General features: G+C 59.0%; 21 protein-coding genes. 15 read left to right on the plus strand and 6 right to left on the minus strand.

Annotated elements, in window-relative coordinates:
• Positions 1-297: 297 nt before the first annotated feature.
• Positions 298-504 (minus strand): carbon storage regulator, encoded by a 207-nt coding sequence (locus NA619_RS09075; RefSeq protein WP_255961536.1) that lies wholly within the window; start codon positions 502-504, stop codon positions 298-300.
• 465 nt (positions 505-969) lie between these two features.
• On the opposite strand from NA619_RS09075, the gene phnC reads away from it, so the two are divergent.
• The 5 genes from phnC to NA619_RS09100 are packed head-to-tail and all read left to right on the plus strand — an operon-like array spanning position 970 to position 5372.
• Positions 970-1806, plus strand: coding sequence for a phosphonate ABC transporter ATP-binding protein (phnC, locus tag NA619_RS09080; RefSeq protein ID WP_255961537.1), 837 nt, complete (start codon positions 970-972; stop codon positions 1804-1806).
• On the plus strand, positions 1803-2663 hold the full coding sequence (phnD, locus tag NA619_RS09085; RefSeq protein ID WP_255961538.1) for a phosphate/phosphite/phosphonate ABC transporter substrate-binding protein: 861 nt from the start codon (positions 1803-1805) through the stop codon (positions 2661-2663). Before phnC ends, phnD begins: the two co-directional genes overlap by 4 nt.
• Positions 2664-2673: 10 nt before the next feature.
• A complete protein-coding gene (phnE, locus tag NA619_RS09090) occupies positions 2674-3489 on the plus strand; it encodes a phosphonate ABC transporter, permease protein PhnE (protein ID WP_255961539.1) in 816 nt (271 codons plus the stop codon).
• 9 nt (positions 3490-3498) lie between these two features.
• On the plus strand, positions 3499-4509 hold the full coding sequence (locus tag NA619_RS09095; protein ID WP_255961540.1) for a phosphonate dehydrogenase: 1011 nt from the start codon (positions 3499-3501) through the stop codon (positions 4507-4509).
• Positions 4503-5372 (plus strand): LysR family transcriptional regulator, encoded by an 870-nt coding sequence (locus NA619_RS09100; protein WP_255961541.1) that lies wholly within the window; start codon positions 4503-4505, stop codon positions 5370-5372. The genes NA619_RS09095 and NA619_RS09100 overlap by 7 nt, the downstream gene beginning before the upstream one ends.
• Before the next feature lie 234 nt (positions 5373-5606).
• Here the strand turns inward: NA619_RS09100 and NA619_RS09105 are convergent, their stop codons facing one another.
• Positions 5607-6935: a DUF2254 domain-containing protein gene (locus tag NA619_RS09105; RefSeq protein WP_255961542.1), complete on the minus strand. Its 1329-nt coding sequence runs from the start codon at positions 6933-6935 to the stop codon at positions 5607-5609.
• A 571-nt stretch (positions 6936-7506) separates the two neighbouring features.
• Between NA619_RS09105 and NA619_RS09110 the strand changes: the two genes are divergently transcribed.
• Positions 7507-9435 (plus strand): pyruvate kinase, encoded by a 1929-nt coding sequence (locus tag NA619_RS09110; protein ID WP_255961543.1) that lies wholly within the window; start codon positions 7507-7509, stop codon positions 9433-9435.
• 299 nt (positions 9436-9734) lie between these two features.
• Here the strand turns inward: NA619_RS09110 and NA619_RS09115 are convergent, their stop codons facing one another.
• The 3 genes from NA619_RS09115 to NA619_RS09125 all read right to left on the minus strand — a co-directional run bounded on the left by NA619_RS09115 (position 9735) and on the right by NA619_RS09125 (position 12330).
• Positions 9735-10457, minus strand: a complete 723-nt coding sequence (locus tag NA619_RS09115; protein ID WP_255961544.1) for a ferritin-like domain-containing protein — start codon at positions 10455-10457, stop codon at positions 9735-9737.
• A gap of 11 nt (positions 10458-10468) precedes the next feature.
• Positions 10469-11644: a hypothetical protein gene (locus NA619_RS09120; protein ID WP_255961545.1), complete on the minus strand. Its 1176-nt coding sequence runs from the start codon at positions 11642-11644 to the stop codon at positions 10469-10471.
• A 335-nt stretch (positions 11645-11979) separates the two neighbouring features.
• Positions 11980-12330: a histone-like nucleoid-structuring protein, MvaT/MvaU family gene (locus tag NA619_RS09125; RefSeq protein WP_255961546.1), complete on the minus strand. Its 351-nt coding sequence runs from the start codon at positions 12328-12330 to the stop codon at positions 11980-11982.
• Positions 12331-12760: 430 nt separating this feature from the next.
• On the opposite strand from NA619_RS09125, the gene NA619_RS09130 reads away from it, so the two are divergent.
• From NA619_RS09130 to NA619_RS09155, 6 genes are all read left to right on the plus strand, one after another.
• The gene (locus NA619_RS09130) at positions 12761-13120 is read left to right on the plus strand and encodes a helix-turn-helix domain-containing protein (protein ID WP_336605450.1); all 360 of its coding nucleotides are present in this window, start codon (positions 12761-12763) and stop codon (positions 13118-13120) included.
• Positions 13121-13155: 35 nt separating this feature from the next.
• On the plus strand, positions 13156-13971 hold the full coding sequence (locus tag NA619_RS09135) for a replication initiator protein A (RefSeq protein WP_255961547.1): 816 nt from the start codon (positions 13156-13158) through the stop codon (positions 13969-13971).
• 229 nt (positions 13972-14200) lie between these two features.
• Positions 14201-14839: a ParA family partition ATPase gene (gene parA / locus NA619_RS09140; protein WP_255961548.1), complete on the plus strand. Its 639-nt coding sequence runs from the start codon at positions 14201-14203 to the stop codon at positions 14837-14839.
• Positions 14836-15078: a hypothetical protein gene (locus NA619_RS09145; protein WP_255961549.1), complete on the plus strand. Its 243-nt coding sequence runs from the start codon at positions 14836-14838 to the stop codon at positions 15076-15078. The genes parA and NA619_RS09145 overlap by 4 nt, the downstream gene beginning before the upstream one ends.
• Positions 15075-15641, plus strand: a complete 567-nt coding sequence (locus tag NA619_RS09150; protein WP_255961550.1) for a S26 family signal peptidase — start codon at positions 15075-15077, stop codon at positions 15639-15641. The genes NA619_RS09145 and NA619_RS09150 overlap by 4 nt, the downstream gene beginning before the upstream one ends.
• A gap of 309 nt (positions 15642-15950) precedes the next feature.
• Entirely contained in the window at positions 15951-17888 is a 1938-nt protein-coding gene (locus NA619_RS09155; protein ID WP_255961551.1) for a relaxase/mobilization nuclease and DUF3363 domain-containing protein, read from the plus strand.
• Here the strand turns inward: NA619_RS09155 and NA619_RS09160 are convergent.
• On the minus strand, positions 17875-18759 hold the full coding sequence (locus tag NA619_RS09160) for a helix-turn-helix transcriptional regulator (protein ID WP_255961552.1): 885 nt from the start codon (positions 18757-18759) through the stop codon (positions 17875-17877). The genes NA619_RS09155 and NA619_RS09160 overlap by 14 nt on opposite strands.
• A gap of 141 nt (positions 18760-18900) precedes the next feature.
• On the opposite strand from NA619_RS09160, the gene hemA reads away from it, so the two are divergent.
• Genes hemA through NA619_RS09175 form a run of 3 tightly spaced genes read left to right on the plus strand, consistent with a single transcriptional unit; the run spans position 18901 to position 21706 of the window.
• A complete protein-coding gene (hemA, locus tag NA619_RS09165; RefSeq protein WP_255961553.1) occupies positions 18901-20133 on the plus strand; it encodes a 5-aminolevulinate synthase in 1233 nt (410 codons plus the stop codon).
• On the plus strand, positions 20133-20636 hold the full coding sequence (locus NA619_RS09170) for a GNAT family N-acetyltransferase (RefSeq protein WP_255961554.1): 504 nt from the start codon (positions 20133-20135) through the stop codon (positions 20634-20636). The genes hemA and NA619_RS09170 overlap by 1 nt, the downstream gene beginning before the upstream one ends.
• Positions 20633-21706, plus strand: a complete 1074-nt coding sequence (locus NA619_RS09175; protein WP_255961555.1) for a Gfo/Idh/MocA family oxidoreductase — start codon at positions 20633-20635, stop codon at positions 21704-21706. The genes NA619_RS09170 and NA619_RS09175 overlap by 4 nt, the downstream gene beginning before the upstream one ends.
• Positions 21707-21724: the final 18 nt, after the last annotated feature.

Consider the following 21724-nt stretch of genomic DNA (forward strand, 5'->3'; position numbering starts at 1 on the left):
TCAACGACTTTTTAAGAAATAAATGTAGTGAAAAAGCTGGACAAACGCCTCTTTGGACAACTAGAGGCGACGCTGAATGTATGACGGCGCCGTTAGGGTAGCTCGCCGCCCTACCAGTGCTTTACCCAGGTGGTTCATTCAGGGCCCACGCATGCCGTAGTCGACTGGCCAGGCTCGAAGCGGTGCGGATAGCACCTGATCCGCTCGATCGAGTAAGCCATCGATTGTCTTGTTGTCGCATGCTGACAGCGGCTAAACGCGGTCGCCCAACTCACGAATGGCAGCGGCGCCCTGGTTTCAGCGATCTTCCAGCTCGGCTCTAAGGATTTGAAGATCTTCCGGCGCTTCAATACCGATCTTCACCTGGCCGCTCTTCAGGTGACCGACACGGATTGTGATCCCATCGAGCAATAACTGCGCGAGTAGATCATCGGCGTCTGTGCCGGGCTGAACCCGAAGTGTAATTCGCTCGCCTTCGGTACGAGTAAGTACGAGATATCCCATCGTTGCGTCCTTGCTTATGGTGATTAGGCTCAGCCTTTTGAGCGAGCAAACGACACGCGTAGCCAGGGCCAGTTGGCCAGATTCGCCGTGCGTAGATAGAGGAAACCATACGCGCATCGCGGCGAATGTCTCCAGAACCTATGCTGCCAACTTCTTGCTTATGTAGCAGCAAGATTGCTGCGCCTTTGTGATAGCCGTCGAAGGTCTCTCACTATCGTGCTTCGAGCACGCACCCCAGCGATGGCCTCGCCATGAGTGAGCCATAAAACCGCGATTGCACCCCCGGCGTTGTACCGCTGCACTACGTCCTAACAGTCTGAGGCCGTGGCCCACTGCGAACGCTAGTATCCCAGGGCCGCGCGCGAAATAAATCATTCACAGGCAGGTAACAGCTCCGTCATGGGGTGCGCATAGCGTGATTGCAAAGTGTGATTTCAAAGCACGCTTAATCACGAAGGGTAATCTATGAGCCAGTACGACCCAGGCGAAGCGATATTGCAGGTCAGCGATCTGGGCGTTACCTATCCAAGAGGGGTGGTCGCACTCAAGGCAACGTCGATTGACTTCCACTGCGGCGAGTTCACTGTCCTACTTGGCTTGTCCGGCGCCGGCAAGTCGACCCTGTTGCGCACTTTGAATCACCTGGTTCGGCCCACGTCCGGTCAGGTCATCTCACGAGAGCACGGCCGCCTCGATTCGGCGCGATCGCTTCGCGCCCATCGTCGCCAGACAGCCATGGTGTTTCAGCAGCACCATCTGATCGAGCGCCACAGTGCGCTGGCAAACGCCCTTACTGGCCGTCTCGCCCATCACGGCACCTGGCGCACCCTCTTTCCGCTCCCCCGACATGACATGGAACTGGCGCTTCACTGCCTGGACCGTGTGGGTCTGGCCGACAAAGCCCTGAGCCGAGTCGACCAGCTCTCAGGGGGTCAACAGCAGCGTGTGGGTATCGCGCGGGCGTTGGCCCAGAAGCCGAGCATCATCCTTGCCGATGAGCCCGTCGCCAGTCTGGATCCAGCCACCTCGGAAACGGTCCTCGGATTGCTTCGTGACATCTGTCGCGAGGACGGCATCACTGCGGTGATCTCGCTTCACCAAATCGAATATGCAAAGCGGTTTTCAGACCGGATCGTCGGGCTCGCCGACGCCCAGGTGGTGTTCGACGGCCCGCCAGATTGTTTGAGCGACACCGACTACTCGCGCATCTACCGCACCGCACCCGGCAATGCGCATCAACAAGCAGCCTCCCCCTACGACCCACCCGCTCGCCGCGTGGCTAACCTGGAGTTGACCCGATGAACTTTATAAAACGCTTACTCGTAACCGCAGGCGTTGCACTCGGCCTTTGCCTGCCCGCCATTGCCGCTGATTCGGACCCCGAAACCCTGAAGGTCGCGTTGCTGCCTGATGAAAACGCATCGGAGCTGATCAAGCGAAACCAGCCGCTGAAGGACTATCTCGAGCAGACGCTCAACCGCAAGGTGCAGCTGATCGTCACCACCGACTACTCCTCAATGATCGAGGCAATGCGTTTCGGCCGTATCGACCTTGCGTACTTTGGGCCCCTGTCCTACGTCCTGGCCAAAACCAAGAGTGACATCGAGCCGTTTGCAGCCATGGTCACCGACGGCAAACCAACCTATCGATCAGTCGTGATCGCCAATGCAGATTCGGGCATCGACACATACGCCGACGTTAAGGGCAAGAAGGTCGCTTATGGCGACCGAGCCTCGACGTCGAGTCACCTGATTCCCAAGACCCTCCTACTTGAGGCGGGCATGACGGCAGGCAGCGACTACGAGCAGCACTTCGTTGGCACCCATGACGCCGTAGCGGTAAACGTTGCCAATGGCAATGCCGACGCAGGCGGACTATCGGAAGTCATCTTCAATCACGTGGTAAGCAAAGGGCTGATCGAGCCGAAGAAGGTCAAGGTTCTGGGATATAGCAAGGAGTACCCGCAGTATCCATGGGCCATGCGTTCCAACCTGACGGACGAACTCAAGGCCAGTGTGCGAGCCGCATTCATCGATCTCAAGGATCCGGAGGTGCTCAAGAACTTCAAGGCCGAAGGTTTTGTGGCGATCTCCGATGCCGACTACGACGTCATCCGCGAGATGGGCAAGCTGCTCAACCTCGACCTGGCAAAGATGTGAGAACGCAGCCATGAGCACCCTGTCCGGAAGCCCGCTCTCCACGCAGCCTGTGCTTGACGAGTACAGCCACGCCCGGAAACGAACCCTCACTCAGCTTCTGATCATCATCGCCATCGTCGGCGCGGCTTGCTGGCACGTGGGCTTGCTCGACCTGACGACCCTACTCGACGGAGTACCGGCGATCGCGACGTTGCTCGGCGAATCGATGCCTCCCGATTTCGCCAATGCCGCCAGCTGGCTTGATCCCCTGATCGACACCCTGGCCATGAGCATCGCCGGCACCGCGGTTGCCGTGCTGTTCTCTGTACCGGTGGCATTCCTGGCCGCGCGTAACACCTCGCCCCACCCGCTGGTGTTTCAAGCTGCTCGGGTGCTGCTGAACGGCTTGCGCTCGGTACCTGAACTGATCATGGGCATCATCTTTGTCGCCGCCGTGGGCTTTGGGGCACTACCGGGGGTGCTCGCCTTGGGTCTTCACTCGATCGGCATGGTGGGCAAGTTCTTTGCCGAAGCAATCGAGCACGTTGATGAGGCGCCCGTCGAGGCGGCGCGTGCAAGTGGCGCAAGTCCCATGCAAGTGCTCTACCACGCGGTACTTCCACAGGTCCTCCCGCAGTTTGCGGACACGGCCGTGTACCGGTGGGAGTACAACTTCAGGGCATCAACAGTAATGGGAATGGTTGGCGCCGGCGGTATCGGCTTCGAACTCATGGGATCGCTGCGCATCATGCAGTACCAGGAAGTAAGCGCCATCCTGCTGGTAATCCTGGTGATGGTAACAATCGTCGACGGCCTCAGTGGTCGCCTGCGCAAGTCTTTCAAGTAAGGGAATCAGATGAAGCCAACCGTTGTTTTGACTCACCGTGTTTACCCTGAGACCCTTGACCTGCTGCTACCCCATTGCCACCTAGTGACCAATCAAAGCGATGTCACCCTTGCTCGCGAAGCGGTCATGGCGAGGGCGCGTGAGGCCGATGCGATAATGGCGTTCATGCCTGACCGGGTCGACGATGCGTTTGTCAGAGCATGTCCGCGCCTCAGGATCGTCGCCGGCGCACTCAAAGGCTTTGACAACTTCGACGCGCAAGCCTGTACGAGGCATGGCGTATGGTTAACCATCGTGCCAGACCTGCTGACAGTGCCGACCGCAGAACTGGCCATCGGCTTGATGATCAGCCTGGTTCGCAACGTTCCAGCCGCCCATGACGACATGCGCCGCCGTGGGTATCGGGGCTGGCGCCCCACCTTCTACGGGCTGGGTATCGAAGGCGCGCGTGTCGGTATTCTCGGCATGGGCGCCATAGGCCAGGCCATTGCGCAGCGGCTGAATGGCTGGGGCGCGACACTGGCCTATACCGACCGAGCCCCTGTTCAGCCTGACATCGAGCAACGCTTGGATCTGCAATGGCGCACCCTCGATGCGCTACTCGGCGAGTCGGACATCCTGCTGCTCGCCCTTGCCCTGACCCCTGAAACGCTTCACCTGATGGACGCAGGACGTCTTGCCCAACTCAAGCGAGGGGCTTTCCTGGTCAACCCCTGCAGGGGCTCGGTCGTCAACGAAGCCGATGTGCTGGCGTCTTTGCAGTCAGGTCATCTTGGCGGGTACGCGGCCGATGTCTTCGAGATGGAAGACTGGGCGCGCGACGATCGTCCTCGGCAAATTGATCCGGCATTGCTGGCGGCGCGCAATACGCTGTTCACGCCTCATCTGGGATCAGCCGTTCATGACGTTCGACGGGCCATCGAGCGCTGCGCTGCGCAGAACATTCTGCAAGCACTGGCGGGCGAAACACCCAGCGATGCGGTAAATCTGATCGCCTGTCCGGAGCAGGCATCTTGCTAAATCTTGTCTGGGTAAATACGTTTCTGGCACTCGCTGATATTCGAAGTTTCCAACAGGCGGCGAGCCAACTCGGCATAGCGCAACCGACCGTAACGCAGCATATTCAGAAGCTTGAAGAAAAGTTGGGCGTTACGCTGTTCCAGCGTACTCGCCATGGCTGCAAGATGACGCAAGCGGCTCAGGTTTTCCTACCCTATGCACGCAGCCTGGTGCGCATAAACGACCAGGCGCTGGCGGATCTGAGCAGGCATCAACTGAGAATCGGTGCCAGCTCCAATGTCGGTATCTATCTTCTCCCTCCTCTGATGAAGCGGTATTTGGAAGAACGTGCGCATTCAGCGCTTGAACTTACAATCGAGGCCAACCCTTCTATCGCCGAGAAACTTCAAAACGGGGAATTGGACGTTGCGCTGATGGAGTGGTGGGATGGCCGACCAGGGTTTGACGCGTTCTGCTGGAAGCACGAGCCAGTAGTGCTTATCGTCCACCCCAGCCACCCTCTGGCGGCCTCATCAAGCGTTTCGCGCGACCAAGTCGGGCAGCTTCATCTGCTTGGCGGCGAGCCGGGAACTGGCACCGGTCGCCTGCTCAAGAACTTTTTTGAAAGTGACGGCGCAATGCCCAAGGTATCCCGCCAGCTTGGTAGCACCGAAGCGGTCAAGCAAAACGTCAAGGCCGGGTTGGGCGTGTCCCTCGTTATGCGCTCGGCAGTAGAAGAAGAAGTGGCTTATGGCAGTTTGTGCGCCATTCCTTTGGACGACCCGTCTCTTGCCAAACCCCTTTATTTGGTTACCCGTGAGGGTCAGCAGAATTACTCGCCACCCCTACGATTCGCAGCGTTTCTTAGAAACAGTGGCAACTGACTGCCTTACAGGCTGCATCATTTAGCTATGCGCAAGATGCACCATGACGGGCGGGAAATGTGCCAGTTGAAAGCCGCGGTTTTGAGAAAAACCGCTTGAAATAAGATCCGGATTATTCATTAGCCGATCGAACGAGATACATTTATCTCTCGATAAAGGGCTGATTCCGGAGTCATGAGCCGGGTGCTGCGAACTAACATGATGATTGAATCCAACTTCTAAAATCGATGCCGGCTAGTTGGTAGGCTTATTTATTGGCAGCGGCGCGAAGCTTGGACGCTTAGGACCATCGAGTTTCAACAGTCGTTCGAGTGCATCATTGACAGCCTGTCGGTCACGCCAACTCTTGATCTGAGCATCTGCCTGGTCGCGGAGAGCGCTGGCTTCCTCATGGATTGCTCTTATCTGTTCCTCACTTGGGCTGTCATGCAGAGCATTTTTCATGCATTGAAAAAGAGTGATCATCACCAGCGGATCGTGGCTGCCATAGACCCGTATAGGGGCAATGACTAGCTCCAGTATTTGCGACATGGCAAGCTGGGGATAGAAAAGGCGGGGCTGTCCTTCAAAACAACCGACATCGAACGCAGGCACGCCCCCGATCCGTTGCAAAAGGACGCTGATAAGGTTGATCGCCCTGATTGCAGTACCCGGGTCGTTCACGGCGGGACTTATCGCTTTGACCGCGATCTCCGTCATCTGGCGCATCCCGTAAGACACGTTCGAGCTGGCTAACTCAGCGCTGTGAAAATCAAAGCAGTCACTGGCCAACGCCTGGTCCTTTTCATTTAGCGGTTCGCTAAATCGAATCAGTGGGTGTCCTTGAACCAGAAAAAAGCCTGGCTCCACCTGAATCACCGCGAATAGGTTGCGCTTGCTTAACAGCTCGCCAAGCTGCCGTTCATTGACTTCCCTCAAGTAGCCGGCGCGCATAGTAGGTAGACACCACCAGTCGTCGTCGTCGGGAACCGACGCCACTAGTGCCAGTCGATTTTTTCTTTTTTCCAAATTGGCGTGGGCTCCTTTCGACAACTGCCTTAAGATCCAGTCGACCTGGATCGATTGAGATACAGAGCGGATGAACATTACGAACAGCGCTAAGCTAGCTACGCCCATTACTAGCGCAAGTAGTAAACCAATCGCAGGGACACTGGACGGCTCTTTGTTGGTAATGGTGCTTATAAGTAACAAATAATAAAGGGCGCTACCAAGATAAATACCCAGGATCACACGGTTACGTGTGTCGCTGATAAGCCCGGGCAGAACACGGGGCGTAAGACGATCTGCCGCGCCGTTCAGTACCACCATTACCATTGAAAAGCTAAACACCATCAAAGAAACGATGCTGGTGAGCAGTGTCCCGAGGATTTCACGACCATTGTCCGGATCGGTCAGACCCAAAGGCAATAGCTCGCGAATAGATGATGCAAGCGAGCTCGCTTCAAATAGCAGCACGGCCACAGCAAGTAATGCATAAGAGCTGGTGATGACTACTGGATAGAAGACTATGCTCTCAGGTATACGGTTGAGAATGTGGAAAAGGGTATTCGAAGCGGCTGGCATTCTGATCTATGGCCTTTTGAGACTGCGACGACACAACATTCGAAGCATTCCACTAAGCGCTAAGCACAATTCAATCAGGCTGATCGTTGAGATTTGAAGAATCGCAGCGGCCTCTAATCGAACGACCTAGTCCAATCTGGCACGTGATCCGCTCTAGCGAACCAATCAACCGGGCGCATATAAAAGGGACAGCCCCATTACAAAAAATAGCGCCGGGCCGATAGTTCTCAGTATCGGCTCGGCGCCAAAGTAACGCCATGCTTTAACAGGAGATTGCCAGACCCGGCTCATAATCAAGACGGGTCATTAACTATGAGCGCCTTGCACCAGAATAATTTTGTCCGTTCGTCGTGCATACATTGTCCAGTGCGCCTTTCGATGCGCCAGGCGGGGATTCAGACTCGGCAGCACAATGAAAATCCAATGGTGCTGGCCCGAGACGAACGGAGTTGGGAATTTAGCCCGGTTCAACGCTGGCAGGGACTTGGCCATCCATCGGGGCAGCGAAACCGCCCGGATCCAGCAAGGGTCTGTGTATTGCCTGCCGACAAGGCTGTTCACGGAGTCAACCATGCCTCATGTCGTAAACCATCCATCGTCCGATCTAGCCCCGCCTGAAGCCGATACCGCTGCGCTTTTGCATACATTGGATATTTTGCACCAGGAGATGCAACGTGGGGACTGGGTGGAGCGCTTAGAGGAGAAGCAACTGCATCATGCCTACAGACAGAGTGCCGCAAACCTGCTTGCCTACCTGTGTTTGCGACGTCACGACTTGCGGCCCGTGCAACTTCAGTTGGCCGATCTGGGGCTTTCATCGTTGGCTGGCTGCGAAGCGTATTGCATCAACGCCGTCGAGAATGTAATCGCCGCGTTGCACAGGCTTACAGGCGCAGTGCAGCCGCCCGACTCAAGCGACGCACCTGATCTTGCGAGTGGCCGTGAACACCTGCGCGTTCATACCGAAGCGCTGCTCGGCTCCGCGCACGATGATCGCCCCGTCAGAATCATGGTCACCCTGCCCGACCAGGCAGCTGATGACGTGAGCATCGCTCGAGACTTGCTTGCTCAGGGCATGAACTGCGCGAGAATCAATTGCGCCCACGGCGACCCAGACAGCTGGAAACGAATGATCGATCACGTCCGCAGCGGTGCCGATGCGCTGGGTCGTACCTGCAAGGTGATGATGGATCTCGCCGGCCCCAAACTGCGCACTGGTGATATCGAGGCGGAAGCGCCCGTGTTCAAGGTCAAACCGGAGCGCAGTCGCTTCGGACAGGTCACACGGCCAGCTCGGCTGTGGCTGACGGCACAGGCAACGGAGCCGCCCCAATCCGTGCTCGATCTGCAGCTGCCATGGGTCGCAGTGCCTGCCACGTGGCTTGCCAGCCTTCGCTCCGGAGATACGTTGAAGCTGCGTGATGCTCGCGGCGCCAAGCGCTTCTTGCGCGTAGTCGAATGCACCCCTCAAGGCTGCTGGGCCGAAGTCGAGAAAACCCTCTACCTCACGCCTGGCTTGAAGCTCAAGGTTATGAGCAACGGCAGAAGCAAGTCTTCGGGCAAGAGGCGGACGTGTAAGATTTCCGCCGTGCCGCAACGGGAGCCCTTCATCGAAGTGCACGTGGGCGAGCCGCTCGTGCTCCAACTCTCCGGAATCGGTCGGCAGGCCCTGCACGATGAAGAAGGCCGGCTCAAGGAGCCGCCCAGCGTTGTTTGCGACGTAGCTGAACTGTATCGCGACGCCCGGGCCGGGCAGCCAATCTGGTTCGATGACGGCAAGATCGGCGGGCGAATCAAAGCAGTTGACAGTGAACGGCTCGAAATCAGCATCGAGCATGTCACGCATACCCGCGGACACGCCAAGTTGCGCAGCGCCAAGGGCATCAACCTGCCCGAGACAGACCTGCAACTTGCTGCCCTCACAGATGAGGACATCACAGCATTGGAGTTCGCTGTCGCCCACGCGGACGCCATCGAGCTGTCGTTTGCCAACACGGTAGCTGATGTGCAGGCCGTTGCCGGTCATCTCCGCCGCCTGGGCGCCGAACACATGGGGGTGGTGCTGAAAATCGAGACACGAAAGGGCTTCGAGAACCTACCCTCAATGCTGTTGGCAGGCATGCAATTCGAGCGGTTCGGCGTCATGATCGCGCGCGGCGATCTGGCAGTCGAATGCGGTTTTGAACGATTGGCCGAAGTGCAGGAGGAAATTCTCTGCCTCTGCGAGGCAGCCCATGTACCTGTCATATGGGCCACTCAGGTGCTCGAAACGCTCGCTAAAAAAGGCGCACCCTCGCGGGCTGAAATTACCGACGCGGCCATGGGCGTGCGCGCCGAGTGCGTCATGCTTAACAAGGGTCCGCACGTGCTGGATGCAATCCGCACCTTGGATGACCTGCTCAAGCGGATGCAAGGTCATCACGTCAAAAACCGCGGAATGATGCGGCGCCTAAGCGTGGCACAGAAAGCCGTTTCAAGTATGCCTGGCGAAGAGAATTAGAACAGGCCCCACCGCCTAGAGGCTGCCAAAATGCACCTCGCAACGCGCCTCGACGCAAAGGCCGGGGTTGTTCTTGCAGGACAACAACGACTGACGTGAGCACGTGATATGTAATCCCACATCTGATCCAACATGCCTTTACAGGCGCTCCAGCCGGCCGATTAGCGGCCGACGCAGCCCCGATGTAAAAGAAGAATGTAGATACGCGCACTGGTTGAGAGTTGGGGGACACAAAACGGTTGGTGGGGCACTCGCGCCCCACCCCGTTAAGCTCGCGTCTGACGGCGGCCTGCGGCCTGCTATGAGATTTGAGTTAGTAAATCTCGACGCAGCAGAGTCTTGATCTTAATCAGATGATCATCTTCCTGCTCCTTCGCCTTATGGAAGCCCTTGGCGATTCGCGGATGGCCACCCGCCTCGGCCAGTTCGATCAGTAGCTCCCACGCCGCGTTGTCCTCGAGTTCAAGCGTCAGCAGCGCGTTGATGCCCTGGGAAATGTTGGTACGCGGGTCGGTCAGCACCTGCATCACGCCCATGGACTTCACCCCAACGATGTCGGCACAGGGCGTCTGCGCAGTCGGGTCGGCGCCCAGCGTCTCGATGGCGTCAGCGACCATGTTCATGTGCTCGAATTCTTCATCGCGGATGTGTTGCAACACCTGCACAAGATCCGACTGCGCCGTCTCCAGCGCCTTCGCCTTGGCAATCATGGCGTCGTAGAGCCGCACGCCGCTACGCTCGAAGGCCAGGCGCTCGCCGAGCTTGTCCACCAACAGTTCCGGGCTCTTGCCCAGCGCCATGTCGAAGGTGGACTTGATCATGCCTTTGGCTGAGCCCGGGACCGGTACCGAACCGATACGATCGGCTTCTTCGGCGCGGTTCGCACGCTCAAGCATCATGCCCTTGGAGTCGCCAGGCACGTCGGGATGAATGTCGTTGACCGCCTCGAGCAAGCTCTTGGTGTCTTTCGGGGACATCTGCACGCCGGTGAAATTGGTGCCTAATTTTGCTGAAGTCGCCATGTCAGTACTCCTCAAGAAACCTTGCGCATCTGCATGAGTTCACCACCCGGTGCCCACTGGTAGCCCGCCGAAACGATGTTCGAGGCGATGCCTTCCGAGTTGAGCTGGGCGCGGTAATCCAGGGAGCACTGGGCTTCTTCGCTCTTATCGACGTACTGGGTGGCGCTGGTACGCAGATTGACTTCGGCTGCCAGGACCTGGCGGACGAATTCACGCTGGCTCTTGAACTCGATCATTTTCGGCAGCGGGCCGCCGAGTATTTCGGCAGGGTCCCGGCGCTCGAGCTTCTTGAAATACTCGCAAGCGATATTCAAATGGCCTAACTCGTAATCGAGGAAACGCTCCCAAATGGCCTTGATGCGCGGGTTGCTTTCCTGCTCGGCACAGCTGGCGTAGGCATAGACCTCCATCGCCTCGTGCACCAGCCATTTCTCCATGAAGGATTCCTGCGGATCGGCCAGCGAGCCGTACTGGGTCACGTGCTGCTCCTCGACCGAGGCGATCTCGGCATACAGCTGACGCGCCAGAGGGTCAGCGAACAGCGGGCCTATGTTCATGTAGTAATCGTGGGTCTGGAATTCAGCCGCGGTGATCATCGCTGCATGAATCTTGGTGATCAGCGCCGCCTGCTCTTTCTCGTAGCTTTCGCGCAGGTCGTTTTCGGGGTGACGATGGTGCTCAGAAGTCCGCCGGCCCGGCACGATGTCGGTATAGCCCTGCAGGATGTTGTTCGCATCCTTGCCTTCGAGGCGATCGAGCATTGCCGAGTAGCGGTACAGGTGGTCGAAGTCTTCCAGCAGGCCGAAGCGGTAGGTTTGTGCCTGGTAAGGATCGGGCTCGGTCTGAGCAACTGCAGCAGTCACCTCGATCGCGACCTGCTCGTAGGCCACCGTGGTTTCCAGCGGCGAGTGATCGGCGGAGATAAGCCAGTTGACCATGGTGGCCTGGTGTTGCTCGACCCGGCGGATTTCCGCGAGTGGGCCGCGAAGCTGGCCAGTGATCCGCGCGATGCCATGCTTGAGACGCAGCGCATCGGTTTCGATGCCGTTCATGAGGATGATGCGCACGCGAGTAAAGGCGTCGTCATCGAGCTTGCTGATGGGCTTGCCCGCCATCTCCTTCCAGGTGAATTTCTGTTGTTCGAGCGGTGTGCCCTTGTTGTCGAGGATGCCGGTTAGGTTATCCATGGAGCCTCCGTTTCATACGGCTTTTTCTAGGTAGTCGTGCTTGCACGCACGGCTAATCACGCGTCAGCATCGCTGACTCCTAAAAATGGACGGAGGCACAGGCCAAACAATTCAAAAAAAACCAACAGGCTGACTTTCGTCGACAAATGGCAATTCCCGCTAGACTCTGGGTGAGAGCGCCATCACCCCGATTTGAAAACCCAGCGATACCATCCACTTATTATTGCGGCCGCTTTAAATAAGTGTTCGGCAATACCGTGCCGATCGGCTTGATGCACAAGGTGTGTTGGAATTTAAAAAGCGGTTACAACCTGGGCCAACGATGACAGTACACCCTACTTCACCCAGCCCTGAACTTCTTTTGCGCCGTACTGTGCCTTCCATGCGCTGATGATTTTATGATTTCCTCCTTTGGTCTCAACTATCTCGCCCGTATGCGGATTAGTATATTTTTTCATGACTCGCGCTCTACGGCCAAATGGAGGCATAGGCTTCGCTCCAACATCCGGGTTGAGGATATCAAGTGCGGTCTCGAGGTTGAAACCGTACTCTTCGAGTAGTCCCCTAAGCCTGGCTTCAAATTCCATCTCCTGCTGTAGTTTATTGTCACCCTTGAGCTTGTCCAATGCCGCGAGCTGTTCGGCGAGCTGAGCTTCCAGACGTTTGTATTCTGCAATTTTGCTCATTTTTCCCTCTCGTGCTGGATAAAAGACGTAAGTTATTTCGCGGTCCAAAGCTGCAAACCGCAATTTGAGTCGATTGTATTAAAATGTTCGTTTGACTGCACGCTATCCCATTCATGCATTAAGACAAATAGCGCAAAAGCTAATTACGACAGCGATATAATACGGATTGCCGCAATGCCTCAGTTAAAAATCTACGCATTACCGGCTTTACGCTTTCGTACACTTCATTCCCGTGCTCCGCGCCTAGGCTTCGGATTTAGACGAGGGTTGCGGTAGGCGCCTACTGCTCCCGATTGGCCTGTCACCACTGCGACAGGACGCGATGTAATCCCTGAAGCATTCCGACGCCGACTCGGTTGAGATCAAATCAGGCATGATCACCACCCCTGGCCGGACCAGGGTAAGCCTCCACCCACTGGAGGCCCAGACCATGTCCCATCACTCCTATCGCAACGCCCAACCCTGCGTCTCTCACGTGGCGCCAACGCACCGGCGTCGGGGCGGTACCGGGAATTCAGATCGCGACGACGCTCAAGCGCGTGGCCTGCGTACGAGCGATGCCCCGCAGTACCTGAACAACGACGAAGCGGCTGCATTCCTGCGACTCTCGCCACGAACGCTGGAAAAGCAGCGCGTGATCGGTGGGGGGCCGCGTTTTCGCAAATTCGGACGCCGCGTCATGTATGCCCAAGCCGACCTGCTTGCCTGGGCCGACGCGAGGTGCTTTGAAACCACCTTTGACCCGGAATACCTGGCCCACCATCAGGGAGCGGCACGCGATGATCTTTGAGTCCGTTACCCAACGTGAGCGTGAAGCGTGGCTCCATGCAACCAGAACAACTGCAGCTATTTCGGGCACTGCCAGGCGACATGGCGCCTCGCGATGCGCAGGACCTGATGGCACATCCGTTCTTCTCGCTGGCCAAGTCCCGCCGCACAAGCCCAATCGACTTTCGAACGGCCAAGGTCACCATTCGGGTCGAGGGTACCCTCGACCACGGCATTGCCACGATCTGGGATGCCGACATCCTTATCTGGGCAGCCAGCCAATTGGTCGAAGCGCGCGATGCAGGTATCCCGACGTCCCGATTGATCCAGGCAACGCCCTACGAAATTCTGCGGTTTATTGGCCGTGGGACGTCCCAGCGCGACTATCAACGGCTCAAGGCGGCACTGGACCGTCTTCAAAGTACGAGTGTTGCCACCTCCATACGCGAACCAACCGGACGCCGGTTGCACCGCTTTTCCTGGATCAACGAATGGAAGGAGTTGGCATCGGCCAACGGCAGACCTCTGGGCCTGGAGATGATCTTGCCCGACTGGTTCTACTCCGGCGTGCTCGACCAGGCACTTGTCCTGACGATCGACCCGGCATATTTCCGGCTTACCGGCGGTATAGAAAGATGGCTGTACCGCCTGGTGCGAAAGCATGGTGGGCAGCAGGTGGACGGCTGGCAATTCGACTTCCGCCACCTGCACCGCAAGTCCGGAAGCACGGCACGATATTCGGACTTTGCGTACGACCTTCGCGCACTGGTTGCCCGGCAGTCGCTGCCCGGCTACCGGTTGAGCACCGTGCGTTTTCCGCCGTCGACCGAACTGCTCGCCTTTCGCCCCGTGCCGCCCACGGCACGGGGATAACGCGCGGACAACCTGTGAATTCACTCGTGCTATCAGGCGCAGGAGCACCCGTGCTATCAGGCGCAGGCCTGTCGTGCTATCGGGAGTACCGAAATGCTTCGGTCCCAGCAATGGCAAGGCTTGCGGCTGGGCCTAACTTAGCTAACAAAAAAAACCTAACTTGTTATTGGTGTCCAGCTTCGCAGTGGAAGGCTGCTTGGCCTTGCATTTGGCTCATCCAGGGTGCGTCATGATCATCGCCCTGCTCAACCAGAAAGGTGGCGTGGGCAAGACGACCCTGGCCACCCATATTGCCGGTGAGCTTGCGCTGCGCGGTAACACGGTGATCCTGCTTGATGCCGACCCGCAGGGCTCTGCGCTGGACTGGACCCAGCGACGCGCTCAGCGGGGCCTGCCTAGGCTGTTCGGGGCGGTAGGGCTTGCACGCGAGACGCTTCACCAAGAGGCCCCGCAACTGGCCCAGCGGGCCGATCATGTAATCATTGATGGGCCACCTCGGATTGCCGCGCTGGCAAGATCGGCGTTGATGGCGGCCGACCGGGTACTTATTCCGGTGCAACCCAGTCCGTTCGACCTCTGGGCCAGCGCCGAGATGGTCTCGCTGCTGCAGGAAGCGCAGGTCTTCAAGCCCACGCTTCACGCCGCGTTTGCCATCAATCGACGGGTCAGTACCACCATCATTGGCCGCGAGGTACGCCAGGCGCTGGCCGATCAGCCGTTACCAGCATTGCAGGCCGAAGTTCGCCAACGGATCGTGTTCGCAGACAGCGCCGCAGGCGGGCAATTGGCGTGTGAGCTGGCTCCCGACAGCGCTGCGTCGCGGGAAGTCAGTTGCCTGGTCGACGAGCTTCTGAGGTGGACCACATGAGCGCCAAACGACCCGCCATTGGCGGCCGGCCACTGGCCGACCCGCAAGCAGAGGCATGGGTACGACAGCACAAGCGGACAGCCCTGGCCAAGGGGGCGGTATACAGTGCACGGCTGACCCTGGACGTTACGCCTGCCCTGCGAGCGCGCATCAAGGTCGCCGCGTTCAAGCAGGGAATTACGGTTGCCGAAATGCTGCGTGAGCTGCTTTGCACTCGATTCCCTGAGGACGAGTCGTGAGGCGCCCTGCCCTGCGCTTGCAGTTCTGGTCTGCAAGCATTCGCGGCAAACGCCTGGCACCGGCCAACCGGTTAGTGATTGGACTTGCCGCAACCGGCCTGTTCGCCCTTGGCTGGGCGCTGCTGCGAACGCCCTCTTCGCAGATCGTTTACAACGCATCAGCCAGCATGCCCACAGGCTGGTATCGCATCACGCCAACGACGTCGGTCAGGCAGGAAGAAACGGTTCTCGTTCGGCTCCCTCCCGCGCCCGCCAGCCTCGCCGCCACACGCGGCTACCTGCCTGCGAACATCCCCCTGATCAAAAGGGTGTTTGCCACCTCGCCAAGCCGTGTCTGTATCCGGGCAATGCAGGTGCTGGTCGACGACCGTGTCGTGGCAAGGTCGCAATCGCGTGACCGCTCCGGACGTGCACTGCCTCGATGGAGCGGCTGCCGGACGCTTGCAGACGATGAAATCTGGTTGATGAGTGCTGATCACCCGGACTCCTTCGATAGCCGATATTTCGGTCCGCTCACCCTCGACTCCGTACTCGGTGTTGCCGAACCACTGCGTCTTGATTGAGCTCCGTTGCGCTAGATGGTGGTTGCCAATAGTCAAAGCCCGCTACGCCTTCAGGGATGCCGGATTTTGCCTGTTTGTTGTGATCCCTTGAAGGATTTATCGAGAAAGAACGCGGCAAGGCGGAGGGAAAGGCGGAGGGCAAGATAAAAGGAGCCTGCACGAGCAGGTGCTGGGAGCGCGTCTGCACATGGGGTTGGGGAAGCACGCCGGCTCAAGCGTCCGTGCCTTGCAGGGGTGCAGGCGGCATTTTCAGGGCATCACAGCGGTGTCACCACGCTGCGCCACGCTGATCTGGGAGCAGTCAAAAACATGGCCAATCGACGCACCAAGAAAGCCGACGACCCGTTTCGGCCACAGGTAGGCCCGCCTCGCCAGCGAGGCGAGTCCTTTATCACCCAGATCGTCCGGCAGACGAGCAGGTCGGGTGCGGCCAGCCGCAAGGGGCGACATCAGCCTGGCGCTCGCCTAGGTCGTGGCCACGTCGCCGCCCGGATGAATGCCAGCAGCCCACGGGGGCGGCGTGTCACCGTCAAGACCCGTCTTGTGAATCTGGGTAAGGCTGGCGGTCGCTCAACGGCAACGCATTTGCGCTATATCGAGCGCGAAGGCGTAGGCCGAACCGGTGAACAAGGACGAGCTTACACACCGATAGACGACCGGGCGGACCTAAGCGCTTTTGAAACCCGGGGCCGGCAGGATAGGCATCAATTCCGATTGATCGTATCGCCCGAAGATGCCGAGTCTCTTGATGACCTGCGCCGCTACACCCGGCACCTGATGGAGCGCGTCGAGTCCGACCTGGGCACACGCCTTGACTGGGTTGCCGTCGATCACTGGAACACCGATAACCCCCACACGCATGTCGTCATCAGGGGCGTGGACGACACGGGCAGAGATCTGGTGATTTCAAGGGACTACATCGCCCATGGCATGCGGATGCGCGCCTGCGAACTGGCAACCGAATGGCTCGGGCAGCGCAGCGAACGGGAAATCCAGCTCGTCCACGTACGCGAAGTGAACCTTGAGCGGCTGACTGGCCTTGACCGCACCCTCCTGAAAGAAGGCCGAACCGCCGATATAGCGGTGGGACAGCTCAACCGGTATCCACATCGACAGCAACTGATTGGACGCCTGCAGCATCTCAACCGCCTCGGGCTGGCGCATGAGTCAGGGCATGGGCGCTGGCACATCGAGGAATCGACCGAACGAACCTTGCGGGCATTGGGAGAACGGGGCGACATCATCCGCACGATGCAGCGCGCCCTTGCCGGCTCAGACCGAGAGCTCAGCGTCCATGAGCCCGGCGCTGCCGCTGCCATAGTCGGTCAGCTGCTCGCCAAGGGCCTCGCAGGCGAGTCGCATGACCGGGGTTACCTGATTGTTGACGGCACCGATGGAAAGGCCCACCACCTGCCGCTTGCCCACACCGCCGATCTTTCAGCCTATCCGCTCGGCGCAATCATTGACGCCCGCTCGTCCCGAGTGCCAAGGGATATGGACAGACAATTGGCCTCGCTGGCGCCGGACGGCTGGTATCGAAGGGAGCACCACAAACTCCAGATGTTGGCTCAGGCTGGTAACGCTGCGGACCCGGACTTCGTGCTCGATGCCTACGAGCGCAGACTCGAGGCCCTGCGTCGCTCCGGTATCGTTGAACGATCAGGCGATGGCCACTGGCGGATTCCGCGTGATCTGGTTGAGCAAGGCCAACGCCACGACGCGCAGCGCACCGGGGACATGCACGTCACGGTGCGTGCGCGGTTGTCACTCGAGAGGCAGATCCGGGCACTGGGCGCCACATGGCTTGATGGCCAACTCATTGCGGGAAGCGCGACGCTTGCCGACAGAGGTTTTGGCGCCCAGGCGAGGATGGCGCTGGCCAAACGCGCCGACTTTCTGATTGAACAGGGTCTGGCCAAGCGTGAGCACCAACGCGTGTTGCTCGCGCCAAATCTGCTTTCAACACTGCGTGAGCGGGAGTTAGAAACAGTTGGCCGCAGGCTGGCCGGTCAGTTGGGAAAGCCTCATCACCCAACCCTCGATGGGCGGCCCGTCAATGGCATCTATCGCCGGCAGGTCGAGCTTGTCAGTGGCCGCTACGCGCTTCTGGAGACCGACTCCGGCTTTAGCCTGGTGCCGTGGAAGCCGGTGATCGAGGCAAGGCTCGGCCAGTCGATCGCCGCCGTCATGCGGGGCGGCCAGGTGTCCTGGCAGCTAGGGCGATCGCGCAGCCCTACGATCGGCTGAAGGCTAGAACGTCGTCGGCGGTCTGTTCTTCTGGATCAGCCAGCCATCGTTCGAACCGAGTGCTCTGAGGATGCTCTGGTTTAGCTGCGTAGTAGACAAGCCGCAGGTCTCGATCGACGTCGATGGTCAGCGAGGTGTGATCGAACACCACTTGGCCTACGCGGTCGACCTGCAAATGCCGGACGCCCTGGCAGGGACCATGGATATCCTGCTGGCGCCACCAGGTCCTGAAATCCGTATCAATCTTCTCCAAGTCCTTGACCAGCGCTCCGATATCCGGGTCCTGGGCCGCCCGGACAAAATCGCGGCGAAAGCTCGACAGGATTTGTAGCGCCTGGTCATCCCATGGATCGAACAGTGCGCGCATTGAAGGCGCAGTGAATAGCATCCACAGCAGGTTGCGGCGCTCGGCTGGAGTGCGTGAAAAGCCGAACAGCTTGTCCGCTGCCGCGTTCCATGCCAGCACATCCCACCGCAGGTTCAGCACATAGGCCGGGCGCAGGGGCAGATCTCCCATCAGCCGATGCACCAGGGGCGGCACCATGCACCACGTCTTGCCAGGCTCCGGTGGCAGCCGCTGGTGAGCGAGGAGGAACAGGTAGCGACGCTCGGTCGCATCCAGCTTGAGCGTTCTGGACAGATTCTCCAGAAATTGAGCCGATACGCCGATCTCCCTGCCCTGCTCCAGCCAGGTGTACCAGGACAAGCCCACCCCTGCCAGCGCAGCAACTTCCTCGCGACGCAGTCCAGGCGTGCGGCGCCTTGTGCCGGCCGGCAGGCCAACTTCCTCTGGGCTAATTCGCTCGCGGCGATTGCGCAGGAAGTCAGCCAGCTCTGCTCGGTTTCGCTCAAGGCTGCGCGGCGCGCTCATCCGGTTACCTCCAGTAATAGCATAAACGGTCAAATTGTAACCCTATCGAAGCGGTACTAAGAATACCTCCTGTCGCCTGTAAGGCGCGACCCAGAGGGCTAGCTCGCGCCATGGCGACCTTGACCGTTCAGGAGAATATGGATGTACCAATCAATACTTCGCCAACAGCTGGAGTTACTGAAGTCCTCCAACCAGTACCGCACGTTCACCACGTTGAGTCGCATCTGTGGACAGTACCCGCTGGCCAAGCTCGAAGGTGCGCCGGACACGCCAGTCGTGGTGTGGTGCAGCAACGACTACCTCGGTATGTCGCAGCATCCGCTTGTACGCCAGCAGATGCATCTGGCGCTCGAGACCTACGGGGCGGGTTCCGGCGGCTCTCGCAATATCGGCGGGTCACATGAACTGTATGCACGGCTGGAAAGCAGCCTGGCCGATTGGCACGACAAGGAAGCGGCACTCGTCTTTCCAACCGGGTTCGGGTCGAACGACGCAACGCTGCAATGCCTGTTGAGGCAGATCCCCGACTGTGTCGTCGCCAGCGATGAACGGAACCACGCCTCCATCGTCAATGGCATCCGTGCGACGCCCAACGAGCGCCGGGTTTTTCGTCACAATGATGTGGCCGAACTCGAACAGATCCTCTCGGCTTATCCGATCGATCGGCCCAAGCTCGTTGTCTTCGAATCGATCTACTCCATGGACGGCGACATCGCTCCCATTGCGCAGATCGTCAAGATCGCCAAGCGGTTCAATGCACTCACCTACCTCGACGAAGTCCACGCGGTAGGCATGTACGGTCCTCGAGGCGCTGGCATTGCCGCGAAACTTGGCGTCGCCGACCAGGTGGACATCATCCAAGGCACCATGGCCAAGGCAATCGGGGTGATCGGTGGATACATAGCCTCGACACAGACGCTCATCGATGCGGTTCGATCGTTCGCAACGGGATTCATCTTCACCACCTCCTTGCCTCCGGCCATCACCGCCGGCTGCCTGGCCAGCATTGAGCATCTCAAGACCAGCTCCGCCGAGCGCGAGCAGTTGCATCGCAGCTCAGGCATGCTGCGTGAACGCCTAGGCCAGCATGACATCCCGGTCATGCGCTGTTCCCAGACGCACGTGCTACCGGTACTTGTTGGAGATGCCGAGCGTTGCAAGGCGGCTGCGCATCGTCTGCTGAACGTCCATGGCATCTACCTGCAGCCGATCAACTCTCCCTCGGTTCCGGTTGGCACCGAACGCTTCCGAGTCAATGCAACGCCCAACCACGACCTGAACCAGATCGACCATCTGGCCGCTTCGTTGCGCGAGACGTTCGACCATTTCGCGATCCCGCTGGCCTCGCAAGCGTTTGCAGCGGAGGTGGCGTGATGACCAGCTCGTTGTTTTTAGTACGGCTCGCCACGGCCGACGACATCGCCGCGCTGACCGAACTCAGGGCCCTTCTGCTGGACGGCACCGGAGCAAGCTATTCCAGCCGCACCCCCGAGGACGCAGCGAAGTGGCGTGCGGCCTACAGGAGCTGGCTTGCGGGCGTGCTTGGCACACACGACAACGTCCAGATCCTGGTCGCCGAGCATCGAGCGTCGAAGCAGCTACTCGGCTGCGCGACGGGCATCATTGATATGAGGGCGCCCACCTCGGCAAACCCCAACGGCCAGAGCGGTTGGGTCCAATCGGTGGTGGTTGCCCAGCCGTGGCGCGGGCGCGGAATCGCGAACCAGTTGATGCAGGTACTGCTTCGCTGGTTCGCCAATCGGGACGTGGCAACCATTGCTCTACAGACCACAGACGGGGCGTCCGGGCTCTACGGCAAGCTCGGGTTCGCACCCAGCGGGGAGTGCCTTCTGGTCCGCCAGGAGGTACCGACATGAAGGTGCTGATCATTGGACTGGGCTACGCAGGCGATCGTTTTCGTCGCGCATTCGAACATGCAGCGAGCCAAACAGGTGTTTCGGTCTCGCTCGCCTATGTAGGGCGCCAGCAGAAGCCAACGGCATTGCGCTACTTCGATCGCATCGATGGCGCACTGCAGGATTTCAATCCCGACATCGTGGTGGTCAGCGTCAACGACATCAGCCACGCGAGCGTCTTGTGCGAACTGGCCGAGTACGAAGGCTTCGTCATTTGTGAAAAACCGCTCACGGCGCCGGCAGATGAACTTGCGAGCGTAGGAGCGGCACTTGCTCAGGTCCGCGGGTTTGCGCTGAACCTGATCGAGCGCTATTCGAATGCCACGCAGGCGCTACGCGACTGGGTCGCTCGTCATGGCTGGCAACCCGTTCGCGCCAGTTTTTACTGGGGCAAGGACCGTCTCAACGACTATCGGCCAACCTGCGGTGTTACCAGTGAAGCAATCCACGCGCTGGACCTTCTGAGCTGGATCTGTCCAGCTGCAGGGCCGCTACGCCTGAGCGATGCAATCGGCATCCGGTCTGACTTCTCGGTATCAGGCGATGCCGTACTCGACACCGTTCAGCTTAGTGCAACGCTCGGTGACACGCCGATAGCCGGGTATAGCAGCTTCGTCAGCGTGGTTCGGCAGCGCACGGTCGACTTCACGTTTGTCGATCAGGAAGACCAGTTGATTCATGCGCGGCTGACCTTCGACACACCGCGATGGGATCACGACCATCTTCGGATCTGGATGCGCGACACCGACGGCAGCGAACTCGTCCTGCACGACCTTCGTGTCTCTCTCGTGCAACCAGGGTTAGAAACGCTCAGTAAGCTCTCGAAGTTCTGCCAGCAGGTGCTGCAGTGGGTCACGCTGCGGCAGCAGCCCCCTGCCCCGCCCTTCGCCAGCCTGGACGAATCGCTTGACCTCCAACGGCTGCTCAATGAACTCGAGCGCCGTGCCCGCACGCCCGCGCCAGCACGCTACAACCACGGCGCGACTCGCTCGTTGCTGGTTGAAAGCAGCGACCTTGAAGTCCTCGGTTAATAGATCAGCAGGAGAAGA

Origin of the sequence: Stutzerimonas stutzeri (genome assembly GCF_024448895.1) — a bacterium.
Lineage (GTDB): Bacteria > Pseudomonadota > Gammaproteobacteria > Pseudomonadales > Pseudomonadaceae > Stutzerimonas > Stutzerimonas stutzeri_Q.

Excerpts from the sequence above, each read along its gene's own strand:
- phnC (WP_255961537.1), top strand. The coding sequence starts at position 970 with ATGAGCCAGTACGACCCAGGCGAAGCGATATTGCAGGTCAGCGATCTG.
- NA619_RS09120 (WP_255961545.1), bottom strand. The coding sequence starts at position 11,644 with ATGGATAACCTAACCGGCATCCTCGACAACAAGGGCACACCGCTCGAA.
- phnE (WP_255961539.1), top strand. The coding sequence starts at position 2,674 with ATGAGCACCCTGTCCGGAAGCCCGCTCTCCACGCAGCCTGTGCTTGAC.
- NA619_RS09145 (WP_255961549.1), top strand. The coding sequence starts at position 14,836 with ATGAGCGCCAAACGACCCGCCATTGGCGGCCGGCCACTGGCCGACCCG.
- NA619_RS09115 (WP_255961544.1), bottom strand. The coding sequence starts at position 10,457 with ATGGCGACTTCAGCAAAATTAGGCACCAATTTCACCGGCGTGCAGATG.
- hemA (WP_255961553.1), top strand. The coding sequence starts at position 18,901 with ATGTACCAATCAATACTTCGCCAACAGCTGGAGTTACTGAAGTCCTCC.
- NA619_RS09130 (WP_336605450.1), top strand. The coding sequence starts at position 12,761 with ATGTCCCATCACTCCTATCGCAACGCCCAACCCTGCGTCTCTCACGTG.
- NA619_RS09155 (WP_255961551.1), top strand. The coding sequence starts at position 15,951 with ATGGCCAATCGACGCACCAAGAAAGCCGACGACCCGTTTCGGCCACAG.
- parA (WP_255961548.1), top strand. The coding sequence starts at position 14,201 with ATGATCATCGCCCTGCTCAACCAGAAAGGTGGCGTGGGCAAGACGACC.
- NA619_RS09075 (WP_255961536.1), bottom strand. The coding sequence starts at position 504 with ATGGGATATCTCGTACTTACTCGTACCGAAGGCGAGCGAATTACACTT.
- NA619_RS09105 (WP_255961542.1), bottom strand. The coding sequence starts at position 6,935 with ATGCCAGCCGCTTCGAATACCCTTTTCCACATTCTCAACCGTATACCT.
- NA619_RS09135 (WP_255961547.1), top strand. The coding sequence starts at position 13,156 with ATGCAACCAGAACAACTGCAGCTATTTCGGGCACTGCCAGGCGACATG.
- NA619_RS09175 (WP_255961555.1), top strand. The coding sequence starts at position 20,633 with ATGAAGGTGCTGATCATTGGACTGGGCTACGCAGGCGATCGTTTTCGT.
- NA619_RS09160 (WP_255961552.1), bottom strand. The coding sequence starts at position 18,759 with ATGAGCGCGCCGCGCAGCCTTGAGCGAAACCGAGCAGAGCTGGCTGAC.
- NA619_RS09125 (WP_255961546.1), bottom strand. The coding sequence starts at position 12,330 with ATGAGCAAAATTGCAGAATACAAACGTCTGGAAGCTCAGCTCGCCGAA.
- NA619_RS09095 (WP_255961540.1), top strand. The coding sequence starts at position 3,499 with ATGAAGCCAACCGTTGTTTTGACTCACCGTGTTTACCCTGAGACCCTT.
- phnD (WP_255961538.1), top strand. The coding sequence starts at position 1,803 with ATGAACTTTATAAAACGCTTACTCGTAACCGCAGGCGTTGCACTCGGC.
- NA619_RS09110 (WP_255961543.1), top strand. The coding sequence starts at position 7,507 with ATGCCTCATGTCGTAAACCATCCATCGTCCGATCTAGCCCCGCCTGAA.
- NA619_RS09170 (WP_255961554.1), top strand. The coding sequence starts at position 20,133 with ATGACCAGCTCGTTGTTTTTAGTACGGCTCGCCACGGCCGACGACATC.